This is a genomic window from Mesorhizobium sp. L48C026A00 (assembly GCF_000502375.1).
Taxonomy (GTDB): domain Bacteria; phylum Pseudomonadota; class Alphaproteobacteria; order Rhizobiales; family Rhizobiaceae; genus Mesorhizobium; species Mesorhizobium muleiense.
In genome coordinates this window covers 14,744-29,695 of sequence record NZ_AYWU01000014.1, presented here as the reverse complement: position 1 = coordinate 29,695, position 14,952 = coordinate 14,744, and the positions used below count along the sequence as shown (strand labels likewise).

The 14,952-nt window shown below is 64.7% G+C and carries 14 protein-coding genes, 1 tRNA gene and 2 pseudogenes; 6 read left to right on the top strand and 11 right to left on the bottom strand.

Translation table 11 applies throughout. The features are described 5' to 3' along the window. Positions 1-245: 245 nt before the first annotated feature. From X738_RS63785 to X738_RS63765, 5 genes are all read right to left on the bottom strand, one after another. The gene (locus X738_RS63785; RefSeq protein WP_023800492.1) at positions 246-1,214 is read right to left on the bottom strand and encodes an ABC transporter permease; all 969 of its coding nucleotides are present in this window, start codon (positions 1,212-1,214) and stop codon (positions 246-248) included. After that, complete coding sequence (locus X738_RS63780; protein WP_023800491.1) at positions 1,211-2,749, bottom strand: sugar ABC transporter ATP-binding protein; 1,539 nt, start codon at positions 2,747-2,749, stop codon at positions 1,211-1,213. Before X738_RS63780 ends, X738_RS63785 begins: the two co-directional genes overlap by 4 nt. Positions 2,750-2,957: 208 nt before the next feature. Further along, positions 2,958-3,746, bottom strand: coding sequence for a substrate-binding domain-containing protein (locus X738_RS63775; protein ID WP_245277725.1), 789 nt, complete (start codon positions 3,744-3,746; stop codon positions 2,958-2,960). A 368-nt stretch (positions 3,747-4,114) separates the two neighbouring features. Further along, the gene (locus X738_RS63770) at positions 4,115-5,029 is read right to left on the bottom strand and encodes a sugar phosphate isomerase/epimerase family protein (protein ID WP_023800490.1); all 915 of its coding nucleotides are present in this window, start codon (positions 5,027-5,029) and stop codon (positions 4,115-4,117) included. 521 nt (positions 5,030-5,550) lie between these two features. Beyond that, a tRNA-Ala gene (locus X738_RS63765) sits at positions 5,551-5,626 on the bottom strand. A gap of 161 nt (positions 5,627-5,787) precedes the next feature. Between X738_RS63765 and X738_RS63760 the strand changes: the two genes are divergently transcribed. Next, entirely contained in the window at positions 5,788-6,078 is a 291-nt protein-coding gene (locus X738_RS63760; RefSeq protein ID WP_023800489.1) for a YggT family protein, read from the top strand. Positions 6,079-6,088: 10 nt separating this feature from the next. Beyond that, complete coding sequence (locus tag X738_RS63755; RefSeq protein WP_023800488.1) at positions 6,089-6,418, top strand: DUF167 domain-containing protein; 330 nt, start codon at positions 6,089-6,091, stop codon at positions 6,416-6,418. Positions 6,419-6,497: 79 nt separating this feature from the next. Here X738_RS63755 and X738_RS63750 read toward each other — a convergent pair. From X738_RS63750 to X738_RS63725, 6 genes and pseudogenes are all read right to left on the bottom strand, one after another. After that, a pseudogene (locus X738_RS63750) lies at positions 6,498-8,628 on the bottom strand (M3 family metallopeptidase). A 95-nt stretch (positions 8,629-8,723) separates the two neighbouring features. Next, on the bottom strand, positions 8,724-9,134 hold the full coding sequence (locus tag X738_RS63745) for a hypothetical protein (RefSeq protein WP_023800487.1): 411 nt from the start codon (positions 9,132-9,134) through the stop codon (positions 8,724-8,726). Positions 9,135-9,143: 9 nt separating this feature from the next. After that, a complete protein-coding gene (locus X738_RS63740; protein WP_023800486.1) occupies positions 9,144-9,788 on the bottom strand; it encodes a carbonic anhydrase in 645 nt (214 codons plus the stop codon). A 154-nt stretch (positions 9,789-9,942) separates the two neighbouring features. After that, on the bottom strand, positions 9,943-10,698 hold the full coding sequence (locus tag X738_RS63735) for a DUF429 domain-containing protein (RefSeq protein ID WP_023800484.1): 756 nt from the start codon (positions 10,696-10,698) through the stop codon (positions 9,943-9,945). Then, positions 10,695-11,579, bottom strand: a complete 885-nt coding sequence (gene pdxY / locus X738_RS63730) for a pyridoxal kinase PdxY (protein WP_023800483.1) — start codon at positions 11,577-11,579, stop codon at positions 10,695-10,697. The genes X738_RS63735 and pdxY overlap by 4 nt, the downstream gene beginning before the upstream one ends. 7 nt (positions 11,580-11,586) lie before the next feature. After that, entirely contained in the window at positions 11,587-11,829 is a 243-nt protein-coding gene (locus tag X738_RS63725) for a hypothetical protein (RefSeq protein ID WP_023800482.1), read from the bottom strand. Between the two features lie 161 nt (positions 11,830-11,990). Here X738_RS63725 and X738_RS63720 point away from each other — a divergent pair, with 161 nt between their 5' ends. The 4 genes and pseudogenes from X738_RS63720 (at position 11,991) to X738_RS63705 (ending at position 14,877) form a co-directional block, all read left to right on the top strand. Next, a complete protein-coding gene (locus tag X738_RS63720; protein WP_023800481.1) occupies positions 11,991-12,623 on the top strand; it encodes a LemA family protein in 633 nt (210 codons plus the stop codon). Positions 12,624-12,690: 67 nt separating this feature from the next. Further along, a pseudogene (locus X738_RS63715) lies at positions 12,691-13,607 on the top strand (TPM domain-containing protein). Positions 13,608-13,615: 8 nt separating this feature from the next. After that, positions 13,616-14,254, top strand: a complete 639-nt coding sequence (locus X738_RS63710) for a TPM domain-containing protein (protein WP_023800480.1) — start codon at positions 13,616-13,618, stop codon at positions 14,252-14,254. A 116-nt stretch (positions 14,255-14,370) separates the two neighbouring features. After that, complete coding sequence (locus X738_RS63705; protein ID WP_023800479.1) at positions 14,371-14,877, top strand: GNAT family N-acetyltransferase; 507 nt, start codon at positions 14,371-14,373, stop codon at positions 14,875-14,877. The last annotated feature ends 75 nt before the right edge of the window (positions 14,878-14,952 follow it).

The window sequence follows — 14,952 nt, the reverse complement described above, 5'->3', positions numbered from 1 at the left end:
CGATTGGGGTGGCGCGATGCCGGGAGAGGATAGCGTTCTACGGCGCCCCCCTCTGTCCTGCCGGAAATCTCCCCCACGGGTGGGGAGATTGGCAGCTTCGGCGCCTCGCTCATTCTTGCAACGTCGACAATTGGCGAAAGCCGTGGCGCCGTCCAATCTCCCCCCAAGTGGGGGAGATGTCCGGCAGGACAGAGGGGGGCGCCGTGGATCGCCGACTCCGTAAACCAGCCTTGCGCCATTGCTCATCATTGCCGCCCCCTCCTCGTAATAAAGGCGCCGAACATGACGACGGCGACCATGATCGCGCCCTCGATGATTGCGGTGACGTTGGGATCGATGGCCAAGAGCGTCAGGTCGGTGCGCACCAGCCGCAGCACGAAGACGGCGACGATCGGGCCGAGCAGGCCGCCCTTGCCGCCGCCAAGCGCGACGCCGCCGAGCACCACCGCCGCCACGCTGGCGAGAAGATAGGGGCCGGGAATAGGGGCGCCGATGCCTGTGCTCATGGTCAGCGCCAGCCCGCCCATGGCAGCGAAAAGCCCCGACAGGGCATAGGCGATGATCCTGGTGCGCGCGACCGGCACGCCGCTGCGAAATGCGGCGAGCTCGCTGCTGCCGATGGCGTAGATCGACAGGCCGAGTTTTGATCGCTTGAGCGGTATCCAGATGATGCACAGGCAGACGACAAGAAGCACCAGCGCCTTCGGTATCCAGGCAGAGATTTCTGGCAAGCCCGGGATCGCGACGGTGCCGACGATGGTCGCCCGCAGCCATTCGGCGACCGCGCCGCCGGGCGCGCCGAGGACCAACAGCGCCGCGCCCTGCAGGACGAACAGGGTGGCCAGCGTGACGACGATATCGGGCACGCGAGTGACGACGATCAGCATGCCGTTGACGGCGCCCAGCACCAGCCCCATCGCCAGCACGAACGGAACGACAAAAAGCGCGTATTCCTCGCTGGCGCCGTCCATCATCGAGGCGGCGGTGACGCTGGTCAGCGCCATCATCGCGCCGACGGAAAGATCGATGCCGCCGGCGATGACGACAATCGTCTGGGCGGCCACGGCAAAGGCGTAAGGCAGCACCGCGCGCACCAGCGAGCCGAAATCGCCGCTGCCATAGCCCGGCTGGATGAGCCTGGTGATCACCAGCAGGACTGCGAACAGGACAAGCAGGCCGGCGACCCAGCCCTGACGGCGGACGAGGCGGGTCAAGGTTTCGCCACCGGGCTCGAGTGGATGTCGGCAAGGATGCCGACGTCCACCTTGGCGCCGCGCGGCAAGCCGTAGGCGGCGCGCATCAGTGCCGGTTCGTCGGCGAGTTCGACGGGGAAGACATCGACGACACGCCCGCCAAAGATGACGATGACGCGATCGCAGACACGCTGCACCTCCTCGAGCTCGGATGTATAGAACAGCACCGACTTGCCCTGGTCGGCGAGTTCGCGCAGCAGCTTATAAATCTCCTGCTTGGTGCCGACATCGATGCCGCGCGTCGGGTCGAAGCAGAGGATGGTCTGTGCCTCGGCGGCGATCCAGCGGGCGATCGTCACCTTCTGCTGGTTGCCGCCGGACAGCCGCTGCACCTCGCGCTGGGCGCGGGTGTCGATCTGCAGACGCTCGATCGCGCTGACGACCCTGGAGCGTTCCTGCGCCATGTTGATCGGCCCCCAGTTGCGCAAGGCGGCGCTGAACGGGAGCGCGATGTTTTCGCGCACCGAGCGCTGCATGGTCAGCGCTTCGGTGCGGTCGCCGGGCACATAGGCGATGCCAGCGCGGATCGCATCGGCCGGATGCGCGAATTTCACCGGCTGCCCGTCCAGCTCGATCGTGCCGCCGGACGGGCGGATCGAGCCGGCGAGCGCGGCGAACAGCTCGTCCTGGCCTTGGCCCTCGAGCGCGACGACGCCAGCGACCTCGCCATTCGCCAGGTCGAACGAGACGTCGTTGAGCTTGGTGCCGACACGAAGGTTCGCCACACCGAGGCGCGGACGGCTGTCCCCAGGCGAAGCGGCCTGGCTCGCCTGGCGCGCCGCCACGCGCGTCTTTTCGACCTTGGCGCCGAGCATCATCTCGACGATGCGCTCCTCGACGCCCGGCTCGATGTCGACGACGCCGACGGTCTCGCCGTCGCGAAGCACGGTGGCGCGGTCGCAAAGCGCCGATATCTCGACAAAACGGTGGGAAATGAAGATCACCGATCGGCCGCTGTCGCCCTGGCGGCGAACGACCTCAAGCACCTTTTCGGCCAGGTTCGCCGGCAGTGCTGCGGTCATCTCGTCGAGCAGCAAAACGTCGGGCTCGACCGCCAGCGCGCGCGCCAGATCGAGCACGCGCAGCACGGCCAGCGGGATGTCGCGCGCGATGTCGCGGATGTCGAGGTCGGGAATGCCGAGTTCGCGCACCCAAGCGCGGAACGGCTCGACCGGCGTGTCGGTCAGGCGAAGGTTGGAGGCGACGTCGAGATCGGGGATGAGCGACGGTTCCTGGTAGACGGGAAGCAGGCCGGCGCGGCGCGCATCGGCGGGCGAGCGCACGTCGCGCGTCTCGCCGCGGATCAGGATACGTCCGGCATCGGCGCGGATGGCGCCGGTGAGGATTTTGACCAGCGTCGATTTGCCGGCGCCGTTGGCGCCCATCAGCGCGTGAACCTCACCCGGCAGAACTGACAGCGACGCGTTGCGCAGCGCCACCACTGCGCCGTAAGTCTTGACGACGCCGGTGGCATCCAGGAGCGGGTTGGTGGTCAAAATCGCGTTGCTCTCGTTGCAAGTTGTCTAAAATGGCGATCCTGCCTTCTCCCCTTGTGGGAGAAGGTGGCCTCGCGAAGCGAGGTCGGATGAGAGGTGTTCCAGGGAACACCAACTTCTCATTCCTTCCAGCACCCCTCATCCGTCTCGGCGCTGCGCGCCGATCCACCTTCTCCCACAAGGGGAGAAGGCAGAAGCGCGGCAGCGATTACTCGCCAGGGCCCTTGCAGGCGATGATCTGCTCCTTGGTGTAGGTGGTCCATTCCGGAATGGAGATCGAGACCGGCCATTCCGGGCTCAGCGACGGATCGGCGACGCCCTTCAGTTTGGCGTTGCCCTCTTCGGTGGCGTTCTCCCACAGCTGCGGCTCGACGAGAACGGTCTGCTCCGCCGGCTTCTTGCCGTTCAGGATCTGCAGGGCCAGGGTCACGCCAGCGCCGCCGATCGAACCAGGATTGGTCACCGCCGCGCCGACAAGGCCTTCGACCGAGTTCAGCTGGCCGACGAAGCCGGCATTGTCGGCGCCGACCACCGGCACCAGCGGCGTCTGCGACTCGACCAGCGCATCGACGATCACATTGTCGATGCCCGAGGTCCAGATGCCGTTGAACGGCGATCCGGTGGCGATGAAGTCGAGGATCTGCTGCTTGCCCTGGTCCTGCTGCCAGCCGGTGAAGACCTCATGCACGACCTTGACGTCGGGGAATTCGGCAAGCGCCTTCTTAAAACCCTTGTCGCGGTCGCTGTCGGCCGAGGCGCCGGCGGCGCCACGCATATAGACGACGTCGCCCTTGCCGCCGATCTGCTGGAACAGCCATTTGGCGCCGAGATAGGCATACTGTTCCTGGTTGTTGGAGATGATGTAGGCCGAAGGCTCGGTGACCGCCTGGTCGACGGCGACGACGACGATGCCGGCCTTGGTGGCTTCCTCAAGCGCTGACTTGATGCCGGCGGGATCGGCCGGGTTGACGACGATGGCGTTGACCTTGGCGCTGATCAGGTTGCGGATATCCTCGAGCTGGCCGGCGGCGTCGGTGTTGCGATGGGCGATGTTGAGCTTGGTGNGCGCTGATCAGGTTGCGGATATCCTCGAGCTGGCCGGCGGCGTCGGTGTTGCGATGGGCGATGTTGAGCTTGGTGACCTCGCCGGAGGCAAGCGCCTGCGCCTTGATGGCGCAGATCATCTCCTCGCGCCAGCCATTGCCCTGCACCGTGTTGGAGACGCCGATCGTGTATTTGGCTTCAGCGGACGAGATGTCCACCGAAGCCAGAAACGCCGCGCCGGCAAGCAGCGGGACCATTGCCAGATATTTTTTCATTTCAGTCTTCCTCCACCTTGTTTTCAGTTCAGTTCGAAAAGGGGCCTCATTTCACGAAGGGGCGCAGCACGTCGCGGGCGAGCAGAAAGCCGCGCTTGACGTCGTCGTCGCTTCCCTCAAAGCGCCGGTCCTCGTGTTCGATGATGATGGCTCCGTCGTAGCCGGCGCGGTAGAGGCCGGAGAAGATCACATTCCAGTCGACATCGCCAAGCCCCGGCATGCGCGGCACCTGCCAGCCCATGCCGGCCGAGAGGATACCGCGCTCGTAAAGGCCATCATGATCGATCATCAGGTCCTTGGCATGGACATGCAGCATGTACGGGCCGAATTCCCTGATGAAGCGGGCCTGGTCGATCATCTGCCAGACCAGATGCGACGGGTCGAAGTTCATGCCGACGTCGCCGCCCCATGCCTCGAGGATGCGGCGCCAGATATAGGGCGAATAGGCGATGTTGTGGCCGCCCGGCCATTCGTCGTAGCTGAAGATCATCGGGCAGTTCTCAAAAGCCAGCTTGACGCCGTTGTCGCGCGCATGGGCGATGATATCGGGCCACAGTTTGAGTGCCTCTTGCCAGTTGGCGTCGATGGTTTTTGAGGCGTCGCCGCCGCAGAAGGTGTTGACGACAGGCACGCCCATATGGCTCGCCAGCACGATCACCTTCTTCAAATGATCGACGACGGCCTTGCGGTGGGCGGCATCGGGATGCAGCGGATTGGGATAAAAGCCGAGGCCGGAGATCGACAGGTTCTCTTCCGCCAGTGCGGCGGCGATTTCCTTGGCCTGCGAGGTCGAGGTCGAGGCGGCGTCGATATGGCTGGTGCCGGCATAGCGCCGGGCTGCGCCTGAGGATTTCGGCCAGCAGGCGATCTCCAGCGCCTCGAAGCCGGCAGAACTTGCCCAGTCGGCGACCTCGCCAAGCGGGGTGTCGGCAAACGGTGCGGTGAGCAATCCGAGCTTCATGTGGCCCTCCCGTGGTTCACGACCGGGCCTACTATGCCGATTGTGCAGGCCGCTTCAACCGTGTCGCCGCCGGCAATGCGCAAACCTGTCTGACGAATGCCATCGGATCGTCGCAGAGCAGGCCATCGTGAGCGGCTGTGACAGCCGTGCGGAACGGCTGGATTTAGTTAGGCGTCTGACAACAGCAGGATTTCCCTTGGCTAGGCACCAGCCCACTCCCGCAACGACCTGATTCTGCTCTTGTGGGGCGATTTCGGTCGAGCTAATGATGTGTCGGGCTTAGGGGTTTGAAGTGACTGACATCATCACATTCGTGGTTGCTGGCGCGTGGGCGGCAGTTGGATTTGGCGTGATCTGGTACGTCAGAACGAGACCGCCTATCCCTGAAGGTCACGAGGACCCCGATCTGCGAGAATGGCTTGATGGCCAGGTTTAAAAGCCCCAAGCTCAAAGCCCGCCAGAGCGCGTTCGGGGTGCGCCGCTACAGCTATCTTCTTGATTTTACTGGAGTAAATTTCCGCTGGTGGAGCTGAGGAGGATCGAACTCCTGACCTCGTCATTGCGAACGACGCGCTCTCCCAGCTGAGCTACAGCCCCGTCCAGCGGAATTGGCGCATTTATCGGGCGCGGCGGTTTCCTGTCAAGACGGCGTTTTGCCCAAAAGCCGGGCGGCCAGCCACCGGCCTGCCGTGCCGCGAAGCTGGCTCTTGCCGCCTCCGCCTGCAATGGCTACATGTCGGCAACAATCGGAGACCGGCATGATAGCCCTCATTCAGACCATTGTCCTGGCGCTTGACATTTATTGGTGGATCATCATCGCTTCGGCGATTTTCTCCTGGCTCTACGCCTTCAACGTCGTCAACTCGCGCAACCAGTTCGTCGATAGCGTCAGCAACATGCTGTTCCGGCTGACCGAGCCGGCGCTGCGGCCGATCCGCCGCTTCCTGCCCGATCTCGGCGGCATCGATATTTCGCCGATCATCCTGCTTTTGATCCTGTTCTTCCTGCGGCAGTTCCTGCTCACCACGGTGGCGCCGCTGGTCGTCTGACGGCGGTTCCATGACCGGGCCGTTTCGCCCGCGCAACGATGGCGTCGACCTGTTCGTCCGGCTGACGCCGAAAGCGGCGATGGACAGGCTCGAAGGCATCGAGATCTCGGCAGACGGGCGAAGCCATCTGAAGGCCCGCGTCCGTGCCGTGCCGGAAAACGGCGCCGCCAACCAGGCGCTCGAACGGCTGGTCGCCAAGGCGCTGGGCGTGCCGCGATCGGCCGTCTCGGTCATCGCCGGCGGCACGGCCCGGCTGAAGACGCTGCGCATATCAGGCGATCCGGCGGCGCTGGCGAAAGCCGTCGAGGCGTTGGGTGGCGGCCCAAGCGCCCCGCGTTAAGATGGCCTGCTGCGAGATGCTTTGATCCGACATCGCCGGTCCACCGAGGTTGGCGATTGGTCCTCCGTTGGCCCTCGCTCTACACCAGCCCGCGCTTGGCCATCATCGCTTCGGGCGACGGCATCTTGCCGCGGAAGGCGGTGTAGAGCTCTTCCGGGTCCTTGGAACCGCCGGCGGCATAGATGTTTTTCCTGAGCCGCTCGGCCAGCGCCGGATTGAACAGGTCGCCCGTCTCCTCGAAGGCGGCGAAGGCGTCGGCGTCGAGGACCTCCGACCACATGTAGGAATAGTAGCCGGCCGAATAGCCGTCGCCGGCAAAGATGTGGCCGAAATGCGGGGTGCGGTGGCGCATGGCGATGGTGTCGGGCATGTTGAGCCTCTCGAGCGTTTCGGCTTCGAAACGAAGCGGCTCGTCCGGCGCGTCCGGCCGTGCGTGGTAGGCCATGTCGACCAGTGCTGAGGCGGTGAACTCGACCGTGGCGAAGCCGGCGCCGAAGGTGCGCGCCGCCCGCATCTTGTCGACCAGCGCCTTCGGCATCGGTTTGCCGGTCTTCACGTGCAGCGCATGCTTTTCCAGCACCGCCGGCACCGTCAGCCAGTGCTCGTAGAGTTGCGAGGGCAGCTCGACGAAATCGCGGCTGACCGAGGTGCCCGCGACCGACGGCCAGGTGACCTCGGTCAGCATGCCATGCAGCGCATGACCGAATTCGTGGAACAGGGTTTTGGCCTCATCGACCGACAAAAGCGCTGCCTCGCCCTCCGGCGGCTTGGCGAAATTCATGATGTTGTAGATCACCGGCCTGGAGCCATCGCCAAGCTTGTAGCCGGACTTCAGCGCGCTCATCCAGGCGCCGGAGCGCTTTGAGGGCCGCGCGAAATAGTCGGCCAGGAACAGCCCGCGCTCGCTGCCGTCGGCATTCCTGACGATGAAAACGCGCGCGTCCGGATGCCAGGTGGCAATGCCTTGCTTCTCCTCGAAGCTGATGCCGAACAATTTTGTCGCCACGTCGAAACAGGCGTCGATGATGCGGTCGAGCTGCAGATAGGGCTTCAGCTCGGCCTCGTCGAAGGCGAATTTCTCGGCGCGCAGCTTCTCCTGATAGAAGCGCCAGTCCCAGGCAGCGAATTCTTCGTTGCTGCCGGCCTCGGCCCCCAGCCGCTGCAACTCGATCTGATCGCTTTCCGCCTTTTCCAGCGCCTTTTCCCAGACCGGATCGAGCAGCTTATGCACCGCCTCCGGCGTCTTTGCCATGGTGTCGTCGAGCTTCAGCGCGGCATAGGAAGCGTAGCCGAGCAGCTTCGCCTTTTCGGCGCGCAGTCGCAGCATATCGCGCACCACGGTGGTGTTGTCGGTGGCGCCGCCGTTCTGGCCGCGCATGGTGAAGGCGCGGAAGGCGATCTCGCGCAGGTCGCGGCGATCGGAGAAGGTCGAGAACGGCTCGTAGATCGAGCGCGACAGGGTGACGGCATAGCGGCCCTTCTGGCCGCGCATCTCGGCGGCCTCGGCCATCGCGCTTTTCAGGAATTCCGGCAGGCCGGCAAGGTCGGCCGCGTCGAGGAACAACGCCCAGTCGCGCTCGTCGGCAAGCAGGTTCTGGCCGAAATTCGTGCCGAGCGACGACAGCTCCTCATTGATCGCCGCCAGCCGTTTCTTGCCCTCGGCGTTGAGCCTGGCGCCGGAACGGACGAAATTTTTCCAGGTCTTTTCCAGCACCCGCAGCGTTTCGGCATCGAGCTTCAGGGCGTCGCGGCGCTGGTAGAGATCGTCGATGCGGGCAAACAGCCTCTCGTTCATCGAGATCGCCGAGAAATGCCGCGACATCTTTGGCGAGATGTCGCGCTCCAGCGCCTGGATCGCCTCGTTGGTGTGGGCGCCGGCCCGGCACCAGAAGATCGACGAGACATGGTCGAGCGCCTCGCCGCCAAGCTCGAGTGCCGCAAGCGTGTTCTCGATGGTCGGGGTCTCGGCATTGCNAGACATGGTCGAGCGCCTCGCCGCCAAGCTCGAGTGCCGCAAGCGTGTTCTCGATGGTCGGGGTCTCGGCATTGCCTGATATCGCCTCGATCTCGGCCTCGTGCGCCGTCAATGCCGCATCGAAAACCCCGGAAAAATCGCCGTCGCCGATGCGGGTGAAATCGGGCAGGCCGAGCGGCCCTTGCCAGGTGGTCAGCGGATGGGCGGCGAGGTCGACGGCGGACGGCATGGGCAATCTTTCGTAAGTGAGGGGCTTTCGCTGCGTGGCGGGATGAGGCGGATCGTCACCGATGTAAGGCGCCGGCTTGCCGCACGCAATATCGCGGCTGGTCAGTAGCTATCGCAGTCTTCTGCGATCGCCGCCTGCGAGCTGGCAGTGATGCGGTTGTCGGCGATCGCGAAGGTTTCCTGCATCAGCACGTCGTTATTGGGGAAATCATAACAGGCGATCACAGTGGTGACGCTGCCCTCGGTCTTCTCGATCCGATGCCGGATTTCAGCCCCGGCGACTGCGCCCTCCCAGTCGTCGATGGAGGCGATGAATTCCTGCTTGGTCTGGACGACGCCGAGATCGTCGAGTTTTATCCGGACGTCGTCGGCAAGCAGGTCCGACAGTTCCGTGCGATCGGCGACCAGCAGCGCCGCATACCAGCGGCCGATGAGCGCACCGTCGTCGGCGCGGGCGGATATGACTGAAAACAGCAGCGCCGCTGCGGCCAAAGCGATCGAACGGCATGCCATGCAACCCTCCTACGTCATCTCCGGCCGCTCGAAGTCGCCGGTGTCCTTGTTCATCACCCAGAGTTCGCCGGTCGAGATGTCGAACCAGGCGCCGTGCAGCGACAGCCGTCCCTTGCCTTCCAGGATCGAGACGCAGGGAAAGGTCCTGAGATTGGCGATCGAATAGCGGATCGAAATGCGCTCGAGCGCGGTCTGCCGCTCGGTCGCCGTCATGAAGGTGCTGGACGAAACGGTCTCGGCCGCCGGCGCAATCAGGCTCATCCACTTGCCGATGAAGTCGCCGGGCGACAACGGCGCGGCGGTACTGTCGAGTGCCGCGCGGATGCCGCCGCAGCGGCCATGGCCCATCACCACGATGTTCTTGACCTTGAGGCTCTGCACGGCGAACTCGAGCGCCGCCGAGGTCGAGTGGAACTGGTCGTCGGGCGCATAGGGCGGCACCAGATTGCCGACATTGCGCAGCACGAAGAGTTCGCCGGGGCCAGCGTCGAAGATCGCCTCGGGGGCCGCGCGGGAGTCGCAGCAAGCAATGATCATCGTTTCGGGGGCCTGGCCCTCGCGAGCAAGAGAGCGATAGCGTCCGCTTTCGGCGAGATAGCGGCCACTCATGAAATTGCGGTAGCCGGTGAGCAGATGGTCAGGGAGATGAGGCATTGGCGGCGTCTGGAGCCTTTCGGGGTTAGGCGGCAGCTCTTTAGGTCAGGAAGGCTCTAGCGGCAAAAGCCGGTCGCGAGCAATGCCGAATCGCGAAGGACGTGGTTGCCATTCGCCAATGCGATCGTCTCGCCGATAGACGGGGCAACGAAATTCACGCCCAGATCGCCACAGGGATGCCAAAACGGTCGGCGAGCGGCGGATCCGGAAACGGCCTTGCCTCGCCGCTGGCGATGCGGCCGGCTATCAGCATCATCGCTGCGGCGTCGAGAAAGTCGTCGGCAGCAGCGCCTGGCGGCGGCGCCCGGTCGAGAAAGCCCCTGACATAACCGTGCCGGCAAAGCAGCGCCTTGCGTTCCGCTATGCCGGCTGGGTTGACGGCGCCCTTGATCATCTTCGGCAGGCGCATCGCCTGGTCGTCGTTCAGCCGGCAGAAGGCGACTTCCGGATGCGATTCGAAGACGTGGCGGCGCAGTTCGGGACGTGCGATCAACACGGCATCGATCTCGCGGATCTTGGCAAAGATGCCAAAAGCCTGGATCGAGACGCCGCGCGGCGGATCGGAGGTCGCCTTGGCCACTTCGCTTGCCTGGCGATGCGCGGCATGCCACGCGTCGATCGTGGTGAAGCCGTCCGTATGCGCGTAAAGCGCCGCACGCGAGGGGATGGCGAAGACACTCGATTGCCTGTTGCCAAGCAGCGGCCGCACCAGAGCTTCGGGCCCGCGGCCGCCCTTTTGCGAAACATCGGGCAGGCCAATCGGCATGTCGACGGCGACGGTCGCATCGGCCGGCAATGCGTCGAGCAGTGCTGCGAAGCTTGGAAAAACGGCTGCCGAGGGAGCTGCGCCCGGATCGCGGCGAACGGCGATCCAGCCGGCCCTGCAGCCGTCGACGCCGACAACGGTCACGCTCTTTTGTCCCGCCCCGGATGCAGGAGATGGCGAAGCTGCACCATCGCCATCGGGTGCGACAGGCTCTGTGCATCGGTTTCGAGCTGCAATTCGTCGCCGCCGCGCTTGGCGGTGCGCGCCAGGATCTCGTAGACCGCCGCCGTGGTCGACTGCAGTGCCTTGATCGCCGGTTGGCCGGACAGGATGCGCGCCAGATAGACGGCCGCCGTCAGGTCGCCGAGCCCGTTGGGCGGCTTGTCGATGAGGCGATGCTCGGCGAGCAGCGCCTGGTTGCCGTTGAGCAGCAGATTGCCGGTGCCGCCGGCCATCATCGCCGGCGCCGAAGTGACCAGCATGGTCGACGGCCCGGCCTGAAGGGCGGCCGCCATCACCGCTTTGAGGTCGGGCAGCGGCGCTCCCGCCATCCATTCCAGCTCGTAGCGGTTGGGCGTGGCGATGTCGGCAATCGGCATCAGCCGGTCGCGCATGGCAATGGCGGTCGTCTCCGGCACATAGAGCCCGCCCGAATCGCCCATCACCGGGTCGCAGATATAGACGGCGTCCGGCGTCTTCGCCTTGACCGCGCCGACCAGCGAGGCGACGGCGTCGGCCTGGCCGCCTTCGCCGAGATAGCCGGACAGCACCGCGCCGACCTCGCCGAGCCACGGGGCGCGCTCGAGATCGGCCATCAGCGCCCTGAATTGATCGAGCGGCGGCACGATGCGCGTCGCCCGTCCATGGCCCGGATGCCAGGGCAGGATGACGGTCGGCACCGCCCACACCGGAAAGCCCAGCGTCTCCAGCGCAAAGACCGCGGCGCGGTTGCCGACCGAGCCGCGCGCGACATGGCTGGAAATGACGATAACCGCGCGCGGCGCGTCGTATTCTTCGGTGCTCACGAGGTTCCTAACTCTGGATGATGAAAAGCACGAGCCAGATCAACAGGCCAATGCCGACAATGAGCCCCAGCGCCCGGCCGATGCGCGTGCCCCAATATTCGATCGGGTCCGCCCGGTCGGCGTCTGCAGCAGTGACGTGATCGCGCGCGCCCTTCGCGGTCCGCGCTACGGACGAGGCCGGGTCGGTTTCACTTGCCACGCGCTCGATGATGCGGCGCGATTCGTCGTCGCTGTCCTGGCGTCCCGCCATGGCTATGCCCTGTTTTCGCAGCGACTTTAACCTGTTCGCCCGGCCAGTTACAGGGCCTGACAGTGAATGCCAAAGCACCAGCAGCGCCCCAGGTTGAGGTCATGTTCTTGCGCGCGGATTGTGGTAATGCTTCGCCCGTCAGTCTGTTGAGGGATTTTTCCATGCCTGCCCTTTCCTCCCCTTTCGTCTTCCGCAACCTGCCAGCCTTGCTGATGATGGCGATCGTGCTGCCGCTGCTGGCCGGCTGCGGCTACAACACCATTCCGACGGCGGAGGAAAACGCCAAGGCCGCATGGAGCCAGGTGCTGAACCAGTACCAGCGCCGCGCCGATCTCATTCCCAACCTGGTCGAGACGGTCAAGGGCTATGCGGCGCATGAGAAGGATACGCTCGATGCCGTGGTCGAGGCGCGCGCCAAGGCGACGCAGGTGACGGTGACGCCCGACACGCTGAGCGATCCGGAAGCGGTCAAGAGATTCCAGGACAGTCAAGCCGGCCTGACCAGCGCGCTGTCGCGGTTGCTGGCAGTGGTGGAGAATTATCCCGACCTCAAGGCCAACCAGAATTTCCTGGCGCTGCAGGCGCAGCTCGAAGGCACCGAGAACCGCATCTCGGTCGCCCGCCGCGACTATATCGAGGCGGTGCGCGAGTACAACCTGACGTTGAGGACCTTCCCGTCGGTGATTTGGGCGACCTTGTGGTTCCGCGACAATCAGCCATTCGCCAATTTCACCATCGAGGAAGACAAGATGCAGACGCCGAAGGTCGATTTTGGCACGCAGCAGGGCGGGTGATCGGCGCTTAGCGAGCGCAGTTCCATTGACCTTGTACTCCGTCCCACCCCCCTCTGTCCTGCCGGACATCTCCCCCTCAAGGGGGGTGGGACGGAACGCAAGCCTTGCATTCCTGCCGGTTGCTCTAGCCCTTCTCTACTTAGCCCTCTTCCTCCCCCTCACCGCTTTCTCCGCCGAATTGCCTGCCCTGACCGGGCGGGTCGTCGACAATGCCGGCATCATCGACGCCGCAACCGAAGCGGCGCTGACCCGGAAGCTTGCGGATTTCGAGGCCAAGAGCTCTGACCAGATCGTCGTCGCGACGCTTCCTGGCCTCGACGGCGAGGAAATCGAGCCCTACGCCAACCGGCTGTTCCGCGCCTGGAAGCTCGGCCAGGCCGGCGAGGACAATGGCGTGCTTTTGCTGGTCGCCAAAGACGACCGCAAGATGCGCATCGAGGTCGGCTACGCGCTGGAAGGCACGCTTACCGACCTGCACACCAGGCTGATCATCGAAAACGACATGGTGCCGGCCTTCCGCGCCGGCGATTTCTCCGGCGGCATAATGAAGGCCGTCGACGACATGGTCATGGTGCTGGAAGGCAATCCGGAAGAGCTGGAAGCGCGCGGGACCCGCAACCAGCAGCCGCCATTCAACACCGACGATNGGAAGGCAATCCGGAAGAGCTGGAAGCGCGCGGGACCCGCAACCAGCAGCCGCCATTCAACACCGACGATCTGTTCTTTGCGATCTTCATAAGCATCTGGGCGATCATCTTCTTCGGCAGCATCGCCGCCTCGATCCTGCCGCCGATCTTCGGCCGGAAACTCGGCCCCGGCCGCTATCGCTGGCTGGGCATGACCTTCGAGCCGGGCCGGCAATCTTCTGGCGGCTGGTCGTCCGGCGGGGGAGGCTGGTCGTCGGGCGGAGGAGGCTCAGGCGGTGGCGGCTTTTCGGGCGGCGGCGGCTCGTCCGGTGGCGGCGGATCTTCAGGAAGCTGGTGAGACACGACATGGCAACTCGACCGATCAGCCCCGAGGATCATGACCGCATCGCCAAAGCGATCCGCGTCGCCGAATCAAACACCGACGGCGAAATCTACTGCGTCGTCGCCTATGCCAGCGACGGCTATTTCTTTCCGGCCGCCTTCATGGCGACGCTGGCGATGCTCGTCGTCAGCCTCGCCGTCGGTTACGGGCTGGAAGCGTGGTGGCTGTCGATCCGCTTGCCGCATTTCGTCATTGCCCAGCTTCTGGCGATGGCCTCGGTGCTTGTGCTGTTGTGGGCGCTGCCCGGCTTGCGCATCCATCTGGTGCCGAGACGGCTGCGTTACCAGGCCGCGCACGCCAATGCGATAAAGCAGTTCCTCGCCCGCAACGTCCACCGCACCACGGCGCGCACCGGCGTGCTGGTGTTCGTTTCGATTGCCGAGCACTACGCCGAAGTGATCGCCGACAGCGGCATCGACAGCCGCGTCGGCCAGGATGTCTGGGACGGCGTCGTCCGCGACCTTACCGCGCATGCCCGCGACGATCGTCTCGCCGACGGCTTCATCAAGGCGATCGAAGCGACGGCTGCGGTGCTGGCCGAGCATTTCCCGGTTTCTTCCGGCGACAGCAACGAACTCGACGACCATCTGGTCGAAATCTGAGTCGCTACGAACGGTTTTTTCAGCACTCAACGGCACGTCTATCGTCTGTGCGAAAGCTTGGGAGCCGCTGACCGGACTCTTGCAATCGGGCGATGCGGGTTTATGGTTAACCAATCATGAAGACGCTGAGCATCGACATCAGGAAAGCCGAGCCGCGCGACGCAAGCGCCATCGCCGACGTGCATCTGCTGGCCTGGCGCGGCGCCTACTCCGGCATCATCCCGCATCGCACGCTGACATCGATGATCAACCGCCGCGGCGCCGACTGGTGGGCGAACGCCATCCGCCGCGCCGCCACCGTCCTGGTTGTCGAGATCGGCGGCAAGGTTGCCGGCTACGCCACGATCGGCAAGAACCGCGCCCGCGAGCTCAAGCAGCAGGGCGAGATCTACGAACTTTACGTGCGCCCGGAATATCAGGGCATCGGGCTCGGCAGCCGGCTATTCTCGGCAGCACGGGCGCGACTGGCAGACCACGGGCTGAAAGGCATGGTGGTGTGGGCGCTGGAGGACAACCAGAACGCGCTCACCTTCTATGCCGGCGCCGGCGGCCGCGACGTCGCCGAGGGAGTCGAGGTTTTCGAGCAGAAGGCTCTGAAGAAGGTCGCCTTCGTCTGGGAGTGACGGCTCGATACCCCTCTCGCCAGCACCCTCAGCCGATTTCAGTACCATTCGCCGCATTGCACCATGCGCCGCTGC

Excerpts from the sequence above, each read along its gene's own strand:
- X738_RS63720 (WP_023800481.1), top strand. The coding sequence starts at position 11,991 with ATGCCTGCCCTTTCCTCCCCTTTCGTCTTCCGCAACCTGCCAGCCTTG.
- X738_RS63755 (WP_023800488.1), top strand. The coding sequence starts at position 6,089 with ATGACCGGGCCGTTTCGCCCGCGCAACGATGGCGTCGACCTGTTCGTC.
- X738_RS63760 (WP_023800489.1), top strand. The coding sequence starts at position 5,788 with ATGATAGCCCTCATTCAGACCATTGTCCTGGCGCTTGACATTTATTGG.
- X738_RS63745 (WP_023800487.1), bottom strand. The coding sequence starts at position 9,134 with ATGGCATGCCGTTCGATCGCTTTGGCCGCAGCGGCGCTGCTGTTTTCA.
- X738_RS63740 (WP_023800486.1), bottom strand. The coding sequence starts at position 9,788 with ATGCCTCATCTCCCTGACCATCTGCTCACCGGCTACCGCAATTTCATG.
- X738_RS63725 (WP_023800482.1), bottom strand. The coding sequence starts at position 11,829 with ATGGCGGGACGCCAGGACAGCGACGACGAATCGCGCCGCATCATCGAG.
- X738_RS63770 (WP_023800490.1), bottom strand. The coding sequence starts at position 5,029 with ATGAAGCTCGGATTGCTCACCGCACCGTTTGCCGACACCCCGCTTGGC.
- X738_RS63705 (WP_023800479.1), top strand. The coding sequence starts at position 14,371 with ATGAAGACGCTGAGCATCGACATCAGGAAAGCCGAGCCGCGCGACGCA.
- X738_RS63710 (WP_023800480.1), top strand. The coding sequence starts at position 13,616 with ATGGCAACTCGACCGATCAGCCCCGAGGATCATGACCGCATCGCCAAA.